At 70.2% G+C, this 16695-nt stretch carries 15 protein-coding genes and 1 pseudogene; 9 read left to right on the forward strand and 7 right to left on the reverse strand.

Translation table 11 applies throughout. The features are described from left to right. Nucleotides 1-61: 61 nt before the first annotated feature. Nucleotides 62-910: a ParB/RepB/Spo0J family partition protein gene (locus tag A2U95_RS28965; protein ID WP_166028447.1), complete on the reverse strand. Its 849-nt coding sequence runs from the start codon at nt 908-910 to the stop codon at nt 62-64. Between the two features lie 345 nt (nt 911-1255). Further along, nucleotides 1256-2152, reverse strand: coding sequence for a UTP--glucose-1-phosphate uridylyltransferase GalU (gene galU / locus A2U95_RS28970; RefSeq protein ID WP_166028448.1), 897 nt, complete (start codon nt 2150-2152; stop codon nt 1256-1258). A 405-nt stretch (nt 2153-2557) separates the two neighbouring features. Between galU and A2U95_RS28975 the strand changes: the two genes are divergently transcribed. Further along, nucleotides 2558-3697: an IS701 family transposase gene (locus tag A2U95_RS28975; protein WP_166028450.1), complete on the forward strand. Its 1140-nt coding sequence runs from the start codon at nt 2558-2560 to the stop codon at nt 3695-3697. 87 nt (nt 3698-3784) lie between these two features. Here the strand turns inward: A2U95_RS28975 and A2U95_RS28980 are convergent, their stop codons facing one another. From A2U95_RS28980 to A2U95_RS28995, 4 genes are all read right to left on the reverse strand, one after another. After that, nucleotides 3785-4354, reverse strand: a complete 570-nt coding sequence (locus tag A2U95_RS28980) for a TetR/AcrR family transcriptional regulator (RefSeq protein ID WP_166028452.1) — start codon at nt 4352-4354, stop codon at nt 3785-3787. A 476-nt stretch (nt 4355-4830) separates the two neighbouring features. Then, a complete protein-coding gene (locus A2U95_RS28985) occupies nt 4831-5601 on the reverse strand; it encodes an SDR family NAD(P)-dependent oxidoreductase (RefSeq protein WP_166028454.1) in 771 nt (256 codons plus the stop codon). A 220-nt stretch (nt 5602-5821) separates the two neighbouring features. Further along, nucleotides 5822-6694, reverse strand: coding sequence for an NAD(P)H-binding protein (locus A2U95_RS28990; RefSeq protein ID WP_166028472.1), 873 nt, complete (start codon nt 6692-6694; stop codon nt 5822-5824). After that, nucleotides 6691-7314 carry a ScbR family autoregulator-binding transcription factor gene (locus tag A2U95_RS28995; protein ID WP_166028457.1) on the reverse strand — a complete coding sequence of 208 codons (624 nt, stop codon included), beginning with the start codon at nt 7312-7314 and terminating at the stop codon, nt 6691-6693. Before A2U95_RS28995 ends, A2U95_RS28990 begins: the two co-directional genes overlap by 4 nt. A 96-nt stretch (nt 7315-7410) precedes the next feature. Here A2U95_RS28995 and A2U95_RS29000 point away from each other — a divergent pair, with 96 nt between their 5' ends. After that, nucleotides 7411-8430, forward strand: a complete 1020-nt coding sequence (locus A2U95_RS29000; protein WP_166028459.1) for a ScbA/BarX family gamma-butyrolactone biosynthesis protein — start codon at nt 7411-7413, stop codon at nt 8428-8430. Between the two features lie 515 nt (nt 8431-8945). On the opposite strand, the gene A2U95_RS29005 is transcribed toward A2U95_RS29000, so the two are convergent. Next, a complete protein-coding gene (locus A2U95_RS29005; protein WP_166028461.1) occupies nt 8946-10226 on the reverse strand; it encodes an IS701 family transposase in 1281 nt (426 codons plus the stop codon). Between the two features lie 140 nt (nt 10227-10366). Here A2U95_RS29005 and A2U95_RS29010 point away from each other — a divergent pair, with 140 nt between their 5' ends. The 7 genes and pseudogenes from A2U95_RS29010 (at nt 10367) to A2U95_RS33475 (ending at nt 16588) form a co-directional block, all read left to right on the forward strand. Then, nucleotides 10367-12802, forward strand: a complete 2436-nt coding sequence (locus tag A2U95_RS29010) for a DEAD/DEAH box helicase (protein WP_166028463.1) — start codon at nt 10367-10369, stop codon at nt 12800-12802. A gap of 374 nt (nt 12803-13176) precedes the next feature. Continuing rightward, nucleotides 13177-13530 (forward strand): ankyrin repeat domain-containing protein, encoded by a 354-nt coding sequence (locus A2U95_RS29015; protein ID WP_166028465.1) that lies wholly within the window; start codon nt 13177-13179, stop codon nt 13528-13530. A gap of 19 nt (nt 13531-13549) precedes the next feature. Next, nucleotides 13550-13732, forward strand: a pseudogene (locus A2U95_RS33130) (fic family toxin-antitoxin system, toxin component); the annotation flags it as partial. Between the two features lie 154 nt (nt 13733-13886). After that, on the forward strand, nt 13887-14909 hold the full coding sequence (locus A2U95_RS29025) for a hypothetical protein (RefSeq protein WP_166028467.1): 1023 nt from the start codon (nt 13887-13889) through the stop codon (nt 14907-14909). Nucleotides 14910-15130: 221 nt separating this feature from the next. Then, nucleotides 15131-15340 carry a hypothetical protein gene (locus A2U95_RS29030; RefSeq protein ID WP_206283108.1) on the forward strand — a complete coding sequence of 70 codons (210 nt, stop codon included), beginning with the start codon at nt 15131-15133 and terminating at the stop codon, nt 15338-15340. A gap of 299 nt (nt 15341-15639) precedes the next feature. Then, on the forward strand, nt 15640-16272 hold the full coding sequence (locus tag A2U95_RS29035) for a hypothetical protein (protein ID WP_166028470.1): 633 nt from the start codon (nt 15640-15642) through the stop codon (nt 16270-16272). Nucleotides 16273-16459: 187 nt separating this feature from the next. Next, nucleotides 16460-16588, forward strand: a complete 129-nt coding sequence (locus A2U95_RS33475; RefSeq protein WP_277351003.1) for a hypothetical protein — start codon at nt 16460-16462, stop codon at nt 16586-16588. Nucleotides 16589-16695: the final 107 nt, after the last annotated feature.

Below are 16695 nucleotides of genomic sequence, written 5' to 3' on the forward strand. Positions count from 1 at the left end.
CACCGGTGCCCTGCCCGGACCACCGGGCCCAGGAGACGACGTCCCCTCCACCACCGAACCATCAACAACAGACATGATCTTCCTTTCCGTTCTTGGTCTCGGCCGTGGGGCTGGGGCCCGGCCGTAATGTGCGGAGCGTTGTCGCCATGTGCTGCCAGATCTCCTGGCAGCAGGCCGCGACGGCGGCGACGGTCGCGGCCTGGTGCACGGGAACCGCGGTGGCGATGTCCGCGGAGCGCCGTCGTGCCGCCAGGTGCAGGTCGAGCAGTCGCAGCAGGAGCCGGCCGTCGACCGAGTGGCGCAGTGATGGCTCCCGGCACAGACGTGTCACCAGGGCCTGGAAGTCGGCGTCACTGCGAGGGTTGTGGGGCTGTGTGGATCCGCGGTCGGTCTCCTCGGGGGAATCCCGGCCGCCAGTTCTCGGGAACCTTTCGGGGGTGGGGTCCTTTCCGTTCTCGACCCTGCGTTTGACGTCCCGGGCCGTCGTGGGCGAGATTCCGGCCAGGCGACCGATCTCGCGGAGCGAGGTGTTCGGGTCCTTGCGGAGGATCTCGGCCGCGTGCCGGCGCCGTGCGTCGACGTCGACGGGCCGCATGCGCCCGTCACGGCCGAGCCGGTGGGTGGTGTCCGACGCCTTGCGGGCGTCCTTGCGCAGTTCGGCGACGGTTCTCGGGGAGAGACCGGCGACCGATGCCACGTAGCGGTCCGACCAGTGCGGGTGTTCCCGCAGGATCCGTCCGGCGGCCGCGGCGCGGTCGGAGTCCGTCAGTGGAAGACCGTGCCGGACGTTCTCCCGCACCGTGCGGACGAACGCCTCCTCCAGGGGTTCGTCGCAGAACCGGACTGCGATGTCGGCGTCGCCGCGCAGGAGTGCGGCGTGGAACCGGTGGACGCCGTCCAGGATCGCCATGGTGGGGCGGTGGACCAGGATCGGGGGGAAGGAATCGGCTGCGGCGAGTGCCCTGGTGTGCCGGTCGTTCGGACCGTTCAGCCTTATTCGGACGGTGGTCCGCAAGGCGCTGAGGGGCACGCGCTGTTGTGTGGGGTGACTTCCTTTCTTCGGTTGATGCGAAGGGCGCGGGATGTCCGTCGCCGTGGGGGAGGCGGGCTTTTCCCGGCCGCTTGCGTGTGTTCGATGGTGGACCATACGGAAGGTCTCCTGTCGTTATCCATCCGGCGGGCTCGTACGGCGACGACATCGCCAACTCGCCGAAGAATGCGACGTCCAACCGGTGCCGGGGCTCAGTTGGACACCTCAGACCGACGACGGGGCGGGCACGCGGTCCACGAACGAGCGCAGCCAGTCGACGAACCCCGGGCCGAGGTCACTGCGGCCGGCCGCAATCTGGACGACGGCCCGCAAGTATTCAGCCCGGTCGCCGGTGTCGTAGCGCCGCCCGGAGAAGACCACGCCGTGCACCGGATGTCCCTCCGCGGCGAGCGTGCGCAGGGCGTCGGTCAGCTGGATCTCGCCACCGCGTCCCGGCGGTGTACGCCGCAGGACCTCGAAGACCGCCGGGTCGAGGAGGTAGCGGCCGATGACGGCGAGGTCGCTGGGAGCGGTACCGGGTGCCGGCTTCTCGACGAGGTCTGTGACTCGCACGATGTCGCTCCCGTGATCGCGTTCCACGGCCGCGCAGCCGTAGAGGTGGCTGCGCTTCGGGTCGACCCGCATCAGCGCGACGACCGAGCCGCCGTGGCGCCGGCGTACCTGCTGCATCTGGGCGAGGAGCGGGTCCCGGGCGTCGATGAGGTCGTCGCCCAGCAGGACCGCGAAGGGCTCGTCGCCCACGTGCGAGGCGGCGCACAGGACGGCATGGCCGAGACCGCGCGGATCGCGCTGGCGGGTGTAGTGGATGTCGGCCAGTGCCGTGGATGCGGTGACGGCCGCCAGCCGTTCGGTGTCGCCCTTGGTCTCCAGGATCAGTTCGAGTTCGCAGTTGCGGTCGAAGTGGTTCTCCAGGGCGTGCTTGTTGCGTCCGGTCACCATCAGGATGTCGTGCATCCCGGCGCCGACCGCCTCCTCGACGACGTACTGGATGGCCGGCTTGTCGACCACCGGCAGCATCTCCTTGGGCGTGGCCTTGGTGGCCGGCAGGAAGCGGGTGCCCAGCCCGGCGACGGGGATGACGGCCTTCGTGATCTCGCTCATGGGTGCTCCAAGGCGTGTCAGGTCCAGGACGTGTGGGGTCCAGGACGTGTGGGGTCCGAAGACGATGGGACGGCGTACGCGTGGCGTGAGAAGCGGCCTGCGGCGGACCGAGCGGCACGGATGTGCGAGGTACGCCGCCGCTGGCGTGTCAGTGTGCCCAACTCCTCTGCGGCGAACAGGAGTTCGCCGGGCGGATCACGCGCTACTTACGGGAGTCGGTGAAAAGTGCCGCCGTGCGCGGAACCGTCGTTCACCGCCTTGCGGGCGGGCGGGTGTACGTCCTTCCGCCCCGCGCGCGAGCCGCACTTGGCCAAGTCGCGGCGAATCACGCCCGGACCCAAGAAACATAAAGAACGTTATCTATGCTTGAGGGGTCGGTGCCGCCGCGCGGGAGGGAACGGTCGGATGGACGTACTGCACAAGCTGGGTCCCAGGGAGCAGACCGAGCTCCACGGGAACTGGGAGCCCCACGCGTTCGCCGAGGAGGTGTTCGGACGACTGCCGCGCGCCGACCAGCGCAGATGGGCCGAGCTGTACGTACGGGCCCTGCTGGTAACACCTGGCAAGAAGTCGGTCCGCAGGCTCGCGGAGTCCGTCAGCGGCTCCCCCACGGCCTCCCAGTCGATGCACCAGTTCGTCAGCGCCAGTCCCTGGGACTGGCACGCAACCCGCCAGGACCTGCTGCGTCTGATCGAGCGGACCACCACCGCCACGGCCTGGACACTGACCCCGGCGTACATCCCCAAGCGCGGGGAGCACTCAGCCGGAGTGCACCGGCGCTTCGACCCGCAGCTCGGCAAGGTCGTCACCTGCCAGCTGGGCATCGCCCTCCTGCGCTCCGACGGACGAACCGCCCTGCCGATCGACTGGAACCTGTACATTCCGCAGGACTGGACGGCCGGTACCGACAGAGGCGCCCGAGCCCGGGTGCCCGACGGCATCGGCGGAGCCCTGTGGTCGCAGACCGCCGACCTCCTGGACCGGGTGGCGACCTGGACCACCGGCCCTCAAGTGCCCGTCACGGCGGACCTGTCGTGGATGCCCGACCGCAGCACGTTCCTCGCCCACCTGGTACGCAACGAACACCCCTTCGTCGTCGAGGTTCCCGAGACTCTGGGCGTCAGGTCGGCGGCCGCCCAGCCCGTGGTGTCCGGGACCGTGAGCGCAGGCCGCCTGCTCGCCGCGCAGCGCGGCACCACGACGGGCGGGGAGCAGCACCACGGCCTCGACCTCCGCTCCCTGCCCGTCTCCCTGCCCGAGGCGACGGCAGGCCGGACACGTCTGCGGATGCTCGCCCAGCGGCTGGCCAACGGCCGCCGCCGCATCTGGATCACCAGCCTGGTGGACCAGCCGCTGCCGCAGCTGCTGCCCCTGATGGGCCAGCCCCGCCTCGGGGCCGCCGTCATGAACACCTTGAGCGGCGACTTCGGGCTCCAGGACTTCGAGGGGCGTCTGTTCCCCGGCTGGCACCACCACACGACACTGGTGTCCGCGGCCTTCGCCCAGTACTGCCTGTACGGATCCGGCTCCGGCCGACGCGCGTAAGGGCTGTCGGCCGGCCAACCGGACAGTCCTCATACGCACGTGCGGGGACCCGTGGCACACCGGTGTGCCACGGGTCCCCGCACGTGGTCAGTGTCCGGCGGAGATTCCGTCCAGCGCCGCCCGCCAGACGGTGCGGAAGTCCACGGCAGCCGCCGTCGAGCCCCCGCGGACTTGCGTGGCCGTGCCGTCCATCAGACGGAAGACGAGGTGGGCGGCGGTGTCCGGCCGCACCTTCTGCGACAGGGCGCCGGACGCCGAAGCACGTTCGAGGAGCTGTTGGATCTCGCTCCGCCAGAGAGCCGGCCAGTCCGAGGAGACATGACCCTCCATGACCAGGCGCGCGGCGGCCCGGACGTGGACGTTGCGGCACAGGGCCTCAGCCACTTGCACCACCAGGTCCGACAGGTCCTGCAGGTACTGCCCGGTGTCAGGACGGCCCGCGCGGATCCTCTCCAGCGCGTCGATCCCCTCGTCGACTACCGTCGCGGCCACGGCGGCCTTGTTCGGGAAGTGGAAGGTCAGCGCGCCTATGGAGATCCCGGCCTCGGCGCAGATGGACGCCAGGGACGTACCGTCATAACCGTGCCGGTCAAAGTTGCGTGCTGCCGCGAGCACCAGACTGGCCCGTGTACGGGCGGAGCGTTCCTGATTCTTCATGTGATGGGCCTCGCGTGTTGCGGCTGACGGAGCTGAGGAACGTCCGGCGCGAGAGCGCGCCGGCCGGACGTGCGGCAGAAAGGGACCGGGTCGGACTCCGACGGCGGTCGTCTCGCTGTGGCGCGCCCGGCGCTGGTTCTTCGACGGCACCGGCACTCGGCAGGCAACACCGCCCGGGGACACGGGCGGGCACCCTCGTCGCGGAGGCAGGGCGCCATCCACGCCTCAGCCGCGGGCGCCCCGCCGGGACGGACGTCCACGGCGGAGCCCCGGACGCCGTACGCCTCGACGAGATCTCTCACGTCCCTCACACATGTCCCAGGTGTCAGCTGTCGGCCTCCGCAGACAGACCGGGCCCCCCGACCTGACTTCGAGGGGCCCGATCGACACTAGGTCGGTTCCCGACCGGCAAGCACGAAAGCGCAGGGAAACCGATGCGTCATGGGCAAGTCGGCCGGATACGGTCGCAAGGGCGACTACTTCGCGGTCCACCCGCCGTCGGCGGGAACCGCCGCGCCGGTGGTGAAGGACGAACGGTCCGAACAGAGCCAGGCGGCCGTCTGCGCGACCTCGACCGGCGCCGCCAGCCGCTGCTGGATGGCACGCTCCGTGAAAGGCTTGAGCAAGGAGGGAGTGCGGGTGAGCACCTCGTCCATCAGCTCGGTCCGGGTACTGCCCACCACGAGCGCGTTGACCCGGATGCCGTGTTCGGCGTACTCGTCGGCGGCAGCCCTGCTCAGACCGATCACCGCGTGCTTCGCGGCGATGTACGGGGCCGACGCCCCGGTGGCACGTACGCCGGCGACGCTGGAGGTGTTCACGATGGCCCCTCGCCCGCCGTGCTCGAGCATCACGCGTATCTGCGCTCTCATGGCGTTCCACACGCCGCGGGCGTTGACGTCCATGATCCGGTCGTACTCCTCGTCCTCCATCTGGTGCATCGGGGTACCGGTGGACGTCCAGCCCGCGTTGTTGAACGCGGCGTCGAGACTTCCGTAGGCGTCCCGGGCGGCCTGGGCGACTTCCCGCATGTCATCGCCGCTGGTGACGTCGGCCACCACAGCCTTGGCCTGCCCCCCACAGGCCTCCACCCCCTCCACGACCTCCTCGAGCCGGTCCTTGCGCCGGGCGGCCAGGATCAGGCGAGCCCCCTCGAGGGAGAACAGATGGGCCGCCGCCGCGCCGATGCCGCTGCTGGCACCGGTGATGACGATGGACTTGCCGTGTAACAGACCGTGCTCAGGCACAACTGCTCCTCGGATGAAGGAAGGGGCGGCCCTCTGCGCACAGACAGGTGACGGCCCGCAGGTAAGGACATGAACGATCGGTGGTGCGGTATGCGTGTCGCAGCCCGTCGGTGTGGGAGAACCACCAGCCCGGCCGTGGTGCCGCGGGCCGGACGCCCGGCCCGCGGAGGCGACGCACGACGGCGCCGGCCTGCCGGAACGGGCCGACGCGCCATGCGCGTCACACGAAGTGGTGGAGATGCGCGGTGGCCCACTGAGTGAAGGTGGTGGGGGCCCGTCCCGTCAACCGCGCCACGGTGTCCGTAACCCGGCTTTTCGCTCCCGCCGCCTGCCGCCGCGCACCGGCCTCCAGAGCGTCGGCCACCGCTGGCGGATACCGGTCGAGAAGGACGGCACGCGCCTCCTGCGGTGACCGGGCCAGGCAGGTCAGAGGTCGTTGGAGAAGGCATGCCAGCACGGCCGTCTGATCACGCGCGGACAGCGCCTGCGGCCCGGTGAGCTCGTACGAACGGTAGTGGTGGGCCGGATCCCCCAGGACGAGCGCGCACACGTCGGCGATGTCCTCCGGAGCCACACACGCATTTCGGCTCTCCGGATGCAGCGCCCGCGTGGTCCCGCTGCTGCGGATGCCCGCGGCCCAGGACAGCGCGTGCGTCATGAAGGACCTCGGCTGCACCATCGTCCACGGGATGCCGCTCTTCACGATGGCCTCCTCGTTCGCCCGCTGCCAGGACGTGATGAGGTCCTCCGCCCCCGGATCGCGGACAGCCGCGGCCGACAGCTTCACCAGATGCCCGACCGACGCCTCCTCGGCCGCGCGCAGAATGTTCCGGTCGTGTCCGGGACGCAGGGGGTCGTTCGTGACCACCAGGACGGCATCAGCGCCGCGGAACGCCGTGACGAGACCGGGCAGATCCTCGTAGTCGCAGGCCATGTGACGAAAGCCGGCCCGCGCCCCGCACGCCGGGAGCGCGCGGCTGACGAGGGTGATCCGGTGGCCGGCCGGCTCCAGACGCCGCGTCACCAGCGAGGCGACGGTGCCGGTGGCTCCGGTCAGGACGAGACGGCGGGTTCTCAAGGCCGTCGCGTTCATGACGTGGGCACCCGGCCCGGATCGACGCTGATGTTGTCGACGACCTCCTCGGGCACGATCGAGGGCAGCAGCAACGACCACATGTCACACGTGCGTTCCATCAGGTCGGCGCGTCCGGTGGCGAGGTAGGAGTAGACCTGCATCCCGGTGCAGGCGCCGACCACGAACTTCGCCACCCGGTCGGGGTCGACCGCCTCCTTGAGTTCGCCCTCGTCGCGTGCCGTCTCCAGGTGACCGCGCATGAGCTCGCGCCACGCCTCGAACGACGTCGCGTCGTTCATCCCGTGACTGCCCTGCTCGACCGCCAGACGCACGCCGGCCCGCAGGATCGGGTCGTACTGCATGCGGTGCGCCCAGACCAAGGTGATGTCCACCAGACGCTGCAGGCCGGTCGACCGCAGAAGGGGCTCGATCGTCTCGCTCTGGGCGTTCATCAGGGCTTCGGCAACCCCCTGCTTGGACCCGAAATGGAAGTACAGCGCCCCGAGGGTCAGGCCGGCACGCTCGACGATCCGGGTGACCGCCGCCCGCTCGTATCCGGCTTCCTCGAAGACCTCTGCCGCGGCCAGCAGCAGCCGCTGGCGCGTACGGGCAGCACGGTCGGACCTGGTGGTCGTCACTGAGCCATCCCCTTCTCGACAAACATAGAGAACGTACTTTATGTTATCGCCGTCGGCGCGGCCAAGGGGCCGCGCACTCAAGGGGGGTAACCAGTGATGGCCCATGAGCACGACACCAGAATCAACGGCAGGCAGCTCACCACCGCGGTCCCGCGGGAACTGGTGCACAAGCGCGCACACTCCGAAGTACTGCTCACCGGATGGACCACGCACGAGGACGACCGCCACACCGTCCGAGCCCAGTGGCCCCGGCTGCACAGCTTCTACTGGCCCCGCAACCAGAACTTCGACCCGCTGCTGTTCGTGGAGACGGTCCGCCAGACCTTCCCGTTGCTCTCGCACACCGCCTACGGCGTCCCCTTCGACCACCACCTCGTCTGGGACGACTTCCACTACCAGGTGAACCCGCCGGCCATGCGCGTTCCCGACGCACCCGCCGACCTGGTCCTCGAGATCGCATGCAAGAACGTCAAGACCCGTAACAACCGGCTGGTGTCGATGTCCATGGAAGCCACCGCCTTCCTCGCCGGACAGCGTGTGGGCACGGCCAGCACCCGCTTCACCAGCCACGCACCCGCCCTCTACCGGCGACTGCGCGGACAGTGCCTCGACCCGGCCACAGTGCGCCGTACGGCCCTGCCGTTACCGCCGGCGCTGTCCCCCACGGCCGTGGGCCACCTGCTGCCGCAGAACGTCGTCCTCGCCGACGCCCCCGAGAAAAGCGGCCGGTGGCAGATCCGCGTCGACCTCGACCACCCCGTGCTCTTCGACCACCCGGTCGACCACGCTCCCGGCATGCTGCTGATGGAAGCCGTCCGCCAGGCCGCCCACGCCATGCGCCCCACCCCGAACACCATGGTGACCGCCATGTCCGTCTCCTTCACCCGGTGGGTGGCACTGGACCAGCCCTGCTGGGTGTCCGTCGCCCCCCTGTCCCACAACACACTGCGGGCCACCGTCGAACAGGCGCACAACATCTGCGTAAACGCCGAGCTCACCATCGAAGAGACGACGCTCGGCCAGCTTCCCGACCACACCTCTGCAAGCCACGTGACGGCCCACCCGCCCGCCACACCCACCACTGCGGCAATCCGGGCCGTCCCCGTCTCCGCCTGAACCCTCCTGCGTGGGGTGTGTGCCTCCACCGCACCGGACGCACACACCCCACGCCGCCCCATCAAGGGCAACGCGAACTGCGAGAACTTCTGCTTCTACGGCGCCCCAACCTTCCAGCATGACGACAACGCCGCCACCGTCATCTTCCGGATCATCGTCCGCGGCAGCGAACAGGCCGCCCAGAAGGCTTACGACGTGCTCCGGGGCGGCCACTACGGCAACAGCGCGGGGACAAGGCGAGGACGCTCGACCTGGGTCCGATCGGTGAGGGCGGCGCCCGGCTCGGCACCATCGGCTTCCGCGGCGAATCCAGTGCGGCAGATGGCCCGCACCCGGGAAAGCGACCTGGGCGGAACGAGAGACCTCTCGGGAGTGGCCCGGAGCCAGGTTTCGGCAGGGACGGACCTGCTGTTGCGTGGACCTAGTAGGACTCCGTTAGGTCTGTTTTGATCTAGGTGACGTGGCCCTGATGGGAAGGGGTTGGTGGCAGGTGGTGCAGGTGCCGGTCCAGCACCTCAGGATGCCTTGGAGGGCGTCGAGGATCTGGTAGAGGGTGAGTGCGGTCCCGGTACTTTTGGGGCCAGACGCTGTTCGGTAAGAAACGCGTGGGCCGCGGTCACGAGGGTGACGTGGTGGTGCCAGCCGGGCCAGGAACGGCCTTCGAAGTGGTCCAGGCCCAGTCCGTGCTTGAGTTCGCGGTAGTCGTGCTCGATGCACCAGCGGACCTTGGCCAGACGGACCAGGTCGGGGAGTGAAGTGTCGGCCGGCAGGCCGGACAACCAGTAGTCGGTGGGAGCCTCGGCCTCCTCGGGCCATTCGACCAGCAGCCAGCAGTCGGGCAGGACGCCGTCCCACCAGCCCTGTTCGGCCGAGGCAGCCGCCCGGATGGGACGCTCGACGGCGTGACCGGCAGGCCGGACGCGCACGGCGGCGAAGCGGGAACGTAGCTCACCTCGTGAGCCCTGCCGCCAGGTGAGAGAGGTGAACGCCTCCTGCCCGAGGCCGGTGGCAAGAGCTGCCACTGAGGGTGCGGGGTGACGGTAGCGGGGCTGGGGCCAGCAGCCGACGGGGCCCTTGCGGTCCGGGGCTGTCGGTTGGGCGTTGAACGGGTGGGTGGTCACGTCCGCGCGGACGGCCAGCATGCAGTCGATCCCCCGCTCCGCCAGGCCGGCCCGGAAGTGGGCGTTGGTGCCGTAGGCGGCGTCGGCCACCACGACCGGCGGCCTCATGCCCCAGTCGGCCAGCGTGTCGAGCATGTCCAGGGCCGGCCGCCACTTCTCGCGGTGTCCGGCCTCGGGCGGGATGCGGGTAATGGTCCTGCGGTTGGTGTCCGCCGCCCATTCCTTGGGCAGGAACAGCCGCCACTGCAGGGGGCAGGAGGCAGTGTCACTGGCGGCGTGGACGCTGACCGCGACCTGGCAGTTGGCGCGTTTGCCCAGGGCTCCGCAGTACTGCGGAGCCACAGCGACCGACATTCTTCCGTCCTTGGGCAGCGACACGTCGTCGATCACCCAGGCCGTCGGGTTGACCAGCGGCAGCATGCGTTCGCAGATCCGCCGCTGCACCGGCACCGGGTCCCAGGTGGACTGGTTCACGAACTGCTGCAGGTTCTGTTCGTTGCCGTCCGGCAGCCGCGAGGCCCTGGCCTGGATCGACTTTCGGCGGCCGTCCAACATCAGTCCCCGCAGGTAGCAGTTGCCTTTGGCTCGCTGGTCCTTGCGCGGTACCGACGCGAACACGTCAGCCACGTAGAGCGCCAACTTGTCCCGGACACGGTTCACTTCACGTGCGTCCATCCAACATGCCTAGGAACGGGCCGATCGGAAAGACCTGACGGAGTCCTACTAGGGTCCAGCAAAGCCCATCCGATGGTCCACCTGCCCCTTCCGCGCCCCGGGCCGTTGTCCGGGGCGCGGCCGCTTCGGGAAGAGCTGAGATGACTGTGACGGAACTGCCGGGCCTCGGCCGCCCTGAGCGCCGGAGCCTGTTTCCCGACCAGGTGGAGGCGGTGCAGCGGCTCGTACGTCAGCTGGGCCGCGCGGGGACGCGGGCTCTGTTCGTGTCGGCGACGGGCACCGGCAAGACCCTGGTGTCGATCCGGGTCGCGGATGATCTGAGGGCCCGCCTGGTGCTGTTCGTGGTCCCCACGCTGGACCTGGCCACCCAGACCGCGCTGGCCTGGCGCGGCGACGGCCACGGCGAGCACATGGTGATCGTCTCCTCCCTGGACGCCGCAGGCCGCGACGACCTGGTGGACGCCCGTGTGATGTCGACCGGCGACCCGCACGCGCTGGGCGGGCTGATGTCGGTGGTGGGGGACAGCGAGGACGAGATCCCGGCGCTGACGGTGATCTGCACCTACGACTCCCTGACCAAGATCGAGGAGACGCAGCACAGCGGGTTCGACGTGCCGCCGTTCGATCTGGCGATCATGGACGAGGCGCACCGGATCGCGGGCCGCGCCGACAAGAAGTGGGCGATCGTCCACGACAACCAGCGCATCCGGGCGGACCGCCGCCTCTACATGACCGCCACCCCGCGCATCCTCGCCGCCCCCGAGCTGGCCGACTCCGCCGACCTCACGCGCCCGCGCCGCCGCCGGGCCGCCGCGCAGCCGGAGGCGGACGCGTTCGCCAACTCCATGGACAACGAGGCCGTCTACGGCCCGAAGATCTTCGAGTACTCGCTGGCGAGGGCAGTGGCCGACGGCCGGGCCGCGGACTACCACATCGTGGTACCCACACTCACCGACGCCGACCTGCGCCGCAGCCTGAACATGCCCGGCCTCGGCACCAGCAGCACCAGCACCGGCGGCACCAGCAGCGGCGACGGCGCCGAGGCGCAGGACAGTGCGCTGCGCACCACCGCCCTGCACCTGGCCGTCGTGCGCGCGATGAGAGAACACGGCCTGTCGCGGGTCCTGGTGTACTTCAACCGGGTCGCCGACGCCCGCCACTTCGCCCGCGAACTGCCCCACACCCTGCGCCTGCTCGCCCGCAACGACCCCGCCCTGCTCCCCACCGCTGCCCCGGCCGTCTTCTTCACCCACGGCGAGCACACCTCCGCCCAGCGCGCCGGCATCTACACCGACTTCGCCGCAGCCGACACCGCGATCCTCGCCAACGCACGGGTCCTCGCCGAGGGCGTCGACATCCCCAGCGTCGACGCCGTCGTCTTCGCCGACCCCACCCGCAGCGTCACCCGCTGCGCCCAGGCCCTCGGCCGCGCCCTGCGCCTGGACGTCTCCGGCAAAACCGCCAGCCTGATCGTGCCCGTCTACATCCCACCCGCCGCCGACCCGCAGAACATCCTCGGCACCGCCTACGAGCCCGTCTGGGCGATCGCCACGGCGCTCGCCCGCCACGACCACCGCATCCTCGAACGCCTCCCGGACAAGGCCAACCGCCTGCCGAAGGAGACCAGCCAGCTGATCGAGCGGCGGTGGCACTTCGACTTCACCGTCCACCCCGAGCGCATCGCCCGCGCCATGGACCTGGCCTCCTTCGACCCCCGCGATGCGTCCGTCTCCCGCTCCCGCCGCCTCGGCCTGGCCGCCGCCCAGGCCTACCGTGACGAACACGGCCACCTCGACGTGCCCGCCGACCACATCGACCCCACCGGCTACACCCTCGGCACCTTCATCACCACCATGCGCGAGGCCGCGAAAGCCGGCTCCCTCGACGCCGACTGGATCGCCGAACTCGACGCCCTCGGCATGATCTGGGACAAGCACGACGCCGCCTGGCGCTCCCGCCTCACCACCGCCGCCGACTACCTGCGCACCCACGGCCACCTCGCCGCCCCCTCCACCACCTCCATCGGCGCCTGGCTCGCCGAGCAGCGCCACCTCGCCGCCAACAACAAGCTCACCCCCGCCCGCGCCGACGCCCTCACCGCCCTCGCCCCGGACTGGCGCCTGCCCCACGGCGCGGACTGGCACCGCAAATACCACCTGCTGCGCGCCCACCTCGCCACCGGCGCCGACGCCACCGCCCTCACCCACTACACCCAGCTGCACGGCGTGAAGATCGGCTCCTGGCTGCACCGCCAGCTCACCACCTGGCCCACCCTCGACCCTGGTCAGCAGCACCTGCTAACCACCCTCGGCCTCACCCCCGCCCGCCGCACCCGCCGCACCTTCGAGGAGACCGTCCAGCTCCTAGAACTCTTCCTCCACCGCCAGGGCCGCGCCCCCGCCGCCCGCGAATCCCTCTCCGTCGACGGCGACACCGTCAAGATCGGCGCCTGGCTCGCCAAGACCCGCACCAAACACCGCACCGGCCAGCTCCCCGAGCCCCAGGCATGCCTGGTCGCCGCGCTTTTCGACGGTGACTGGACGGCCGAGGACGCCACCCCCGCCGTCCTGGCATAGACGGCCCCTCCCCGCCCGCACCGTGGGCAAGATCGCCACCGTGCTGCGCGCCTGGCCCACCACCTAAGAAGCCGGCTGTCCTCGCCCTACGGCCGTCAGGCTGCGCCCCTGGACGGCCGTCGCCGACCGCGGGGCAGGTGACACCGGCCGAGCGGCCCGGGCTTGCTAGGTGCTCGAGTGCCCGGGTGCGGCCGGCGCGCCGGATGGTCCGGTGGTGGTCACCCGGGCAGCGAGACGCTCGTATGCGGCGAGAGACCCGACCAGTTGCTCCAGCCCGGCCTCATCGGGCCGACAGAGCGGGGACCGGAGGCGGGCGTGAGAACCTCCTTGCCTTCTGCCATGCTCTTGCTCCGTCACCGACCCTTGGGGTGCGCATGCCCAACGACTTGTCCCCGCTGCATGAAGCGGTGGAGCTGGACAATCTGCCCGAACTGCATCGCCTGCTCCTCGCCGGCGGAGACGTCCACGAAGAGCACCACGGGATCACCCTCCTGCACGCGGCGGTCGACGGCGAAATGGATGCGGCCACGCAAACGGGCCAGCCGCTCCACGTGGACACCACAGCGCTGCTCCTCGCACACGGGGCCGATCCCACACGCAAATCCGGTGGCGGCACTGGCGTCTCCGCTCACCACGTGGCGTTCGTGGGCGGTCACTGGCTGGCCTGCGCGCTGTTCGAGAGGTGGCTGCTCCAACAAGGCGATGAGGAGCTGTCCGACCAATCATGAGGTGCGCACTCTTGGCTCGGAGCAGCCCGTCTGCGACGGCCCCTACGCTGGCCGCCGCCCTCATCCACACGCTGGGCCGCTGCCTGGAGCGCTCCAACCTGGCCGTCGCGCCACAACCGGCGTGACGTACCTCGAGGCCACCGGCATCACGGCCAAGCCCGCCCGCGAGGACGCCATCGCCCTCAGGCCCAGATGCGGTGCTGCGCCGCCGCGAGGACGTTCCATCACCTCCGGACTGCCGACACCGCGCCCGAGATACCCGCCTGGCAACAGCAGGGCTGCGCTCCAGGTCAGGCCCTGGCCAGAGTGTCGGCGTCCTGTGCTTGGATGCGTCACCGTTGCTGGAAGGGGAGCACATGACACGTACGACACCACCGCGGCCGCTGGACATCGTCGAGGCGTTTCCGGAGCTGGCCGGCATGAGCAGGGTGGCCTTTCGGCTTCACCCGCGCCCGGGGGCGCCGACGGTCCATGACAGTTCGGTGGGCGGGCCGCTGCTGTGGCCCGCTGACGAGCCCTGGCCGGAGGGTGAACCATGGCTCCAGCCCTACCGGCCCCTGCCGACTCCGGCAGACGTGCGCGAACGGCGGGCCCTGCTGACCCAGGCATGGGCGCGACCGCGGGGGCCGCGGGAGAACCTGCTGACCGCACAGGAAGAGGCGGTGATGGAACGGCTGACAGCCGGGCACGATCCACAACTGCTGCCGGCCGGACCGCAGCCGCTGATTCCCCTTGCCCAGCTCTACGCCCGCGACGTGCCCGCACTGCCCTTCCCGGAGGGCAAGGACCTGCTGCAGGTGCTGTGGGCCCCGTCCTTGGGCATCGAAGGAAGCTCAGCCAACGTGCAGTTGCGCTGGCGCACGGCCTCGCAGGTCCAGGAAGTCCTGCACACTCCTGCCGAACCCGCCTACGTCGGGTGCGACAGCCACCTGCCGGAGCCGTGCCTGCTCCACCCCGAACCGGTGCGTGAATTCCCTCCTCACCAGGAACTCGACGAGGATCTCAGCGACCGTCTCGAGACCTGGTGCGCGCAGCGTTCGTTGAGCTACCAATTCGACCTGTCCGTCGCGCCCGGCTGGAAGGCGGGCGGATGGCCGGCCAACTTCACCTTCCGCGATCCGGCGGAATCCGACGAACTGTGCTGCGGCGAATGCGGCGGACCGGTGGAGGCGCTCCTCACCGTCGACGGCAGTGAGTGGCACGGGGGCGCCGTCAGCTGGCGTCCCCTGGAGGCAGGACCGGACGCGGAAAAGCCGGTCGGAGCGCCGTACAGGAAGTTGCGCGAACCCACCATGATCACTATCGGGCGCGGCTACACCCTGCAGCTCTACAGCTGCGTCGACACGCCATCCCACCTACCGCGCACGATCATGCAGTAGCGCGAGGCGCACCTCCTCCGGCCCCGTGCTGGTTCCTGCTCCGCCGGCGCCCCAACGCCTGCGAAGCCGCATCGGGCACAGGACGCGCGGCCGGCTCCCGGTCCACCGCATCCGCCCCTCCCCGCACGCGCAACGGTCCTGCCCGCCCGGATGCGCGCCACACCGGGGGCCGTCAGGCATGCCTCCTGCTCCTGGAACGCGCCGACGCCGAGATGCTGACCGTGCTGATGAACGACGCGATGTGGGATCAGTGGGTCCGCGCCGGAGGCATCGCCCCCGCCAACCGGCTGGGAGAGGCCGCGATCACCCTGAGCACCGTCCAGTACCTCCTCGTCCCCGGCTGGGCCGGAGACCTCCACCGCTACCAGGAGAGCATGGACAGCATGCTGCCCGCACCCACCGCACCGACACCGGCCGGCCGCCCAGCGTGACACCTTCCGCCTTCACGGACCAGCCCCCGCCACCGATCCAAGCCGGAACTCCGACGGCGCTGACACAAGAAGGGCCATCGCTACGCCGCAGCCGTGCCACTGACGCGGACATCGGCTGCTTCAGCTTCTCTGGCCCTTCCCGGAACGCTGCGGTCGACGAGGCGAAGAAGCTATGGGGCAGCATGCCCAGAGCGGCCAAGTCTCCCAGATACCATGACTATTGAGTCATTCACCCCATCGCCCCCCATCACCAGCAACTGGCCGCCCCGGCCACCGAGAGCCGGGCGAGGAGCAGCCGCGTGAAGACCTCCGCTCGCCGCCCAGGGCACCGCCGTATCCGCATCGTGCGGAACCTGCGCGTCCTGACGGCCGCACCCACCCACTCCCCGCGCTGTCAGGCGGACGCGCTCCGGGTCGCCACCCGCCTGACCTACCTACCCCGCGTGACCCCCCTGCCGTCCCCGGCCCAGCCGGTCCTGATCGTGCCTCCCGGAGCCGCGGACCGGGCGCTCGGAGCCGACACCAACGTCCTCTACATCTGCGCGCACTCCTACCCCGGACTCCAACCCGAAGGCTTCCTCGACACCGACCTGACAGCCCTACACCGACCCCTGACCGCCAACGCCCTGATCCTGGACACTTGTTGGGGAGCTGCCCCCGCCATACGCCGAACCCTGGCCGCCCTGCGCCCCGCCCACCTGCCCCCGCTGGCGCTGCTCGCCCCGATTGACCGTGCCCCCTTCGACCACCATGTGCTCGCCGGCCCACTACTCGAGGCCCTCCTCATCGGCCCACGGTCCGGCCCGTGGCCACAGCGCCTCACCGAGGCGAAGACCACCGCTCTGGCCACCGCCGAGATGGCCGCGCACACCCGACGAGACTGGGCACGCTGGCAGATCCACGCCATCCCCGGAACCCGCCCCACGCCATAGCCCCCACCCCGGAGAAGCACCACGCCCAAATCCGGATTCCCAGAAAATTCTTCCCGAAGGAAACACCCACCTCCCCTCCTGGCCCGGCACACACGCCCAGGGGACGAGCCCCCGTCATGCGCTGCTCACTCAGGACGGGGTCTAGATAGTGCTCGTGAAGCAGCGTCACCGCGAGTGTCATATACGCGTGACCACGGCCCAGCTCCTGCACGTGCAAGAGGAGAGGGAAGCCCCACCGAAGAGCCTGAAGGAGAAGTGGCGCAGCGCCATGGAGGGCCCGGAACCCGTGGCGGAGCCCTGCACCTGGGTGCGCTAGGACACGGACAGCCGGACCTGCCCACCCTTCAGCCAGCCGGGCCCGCGTCAGCGGGCCTCAAGCGGTCCTGAAGGCGCAGCCGGAAGGACCGTTCGAGGCGGGGGAGC

Source organism: Streptomyces chilikensis (genome assembly GCF_001642695.1).
In the GTDB taxonomy this organism is placed as follows: Bacteria; Actinomycetota; Actinomycetes; order Streptomycetales; family Streptomycetaceae; genus Streptomyces; species Streptomyces chilikensis.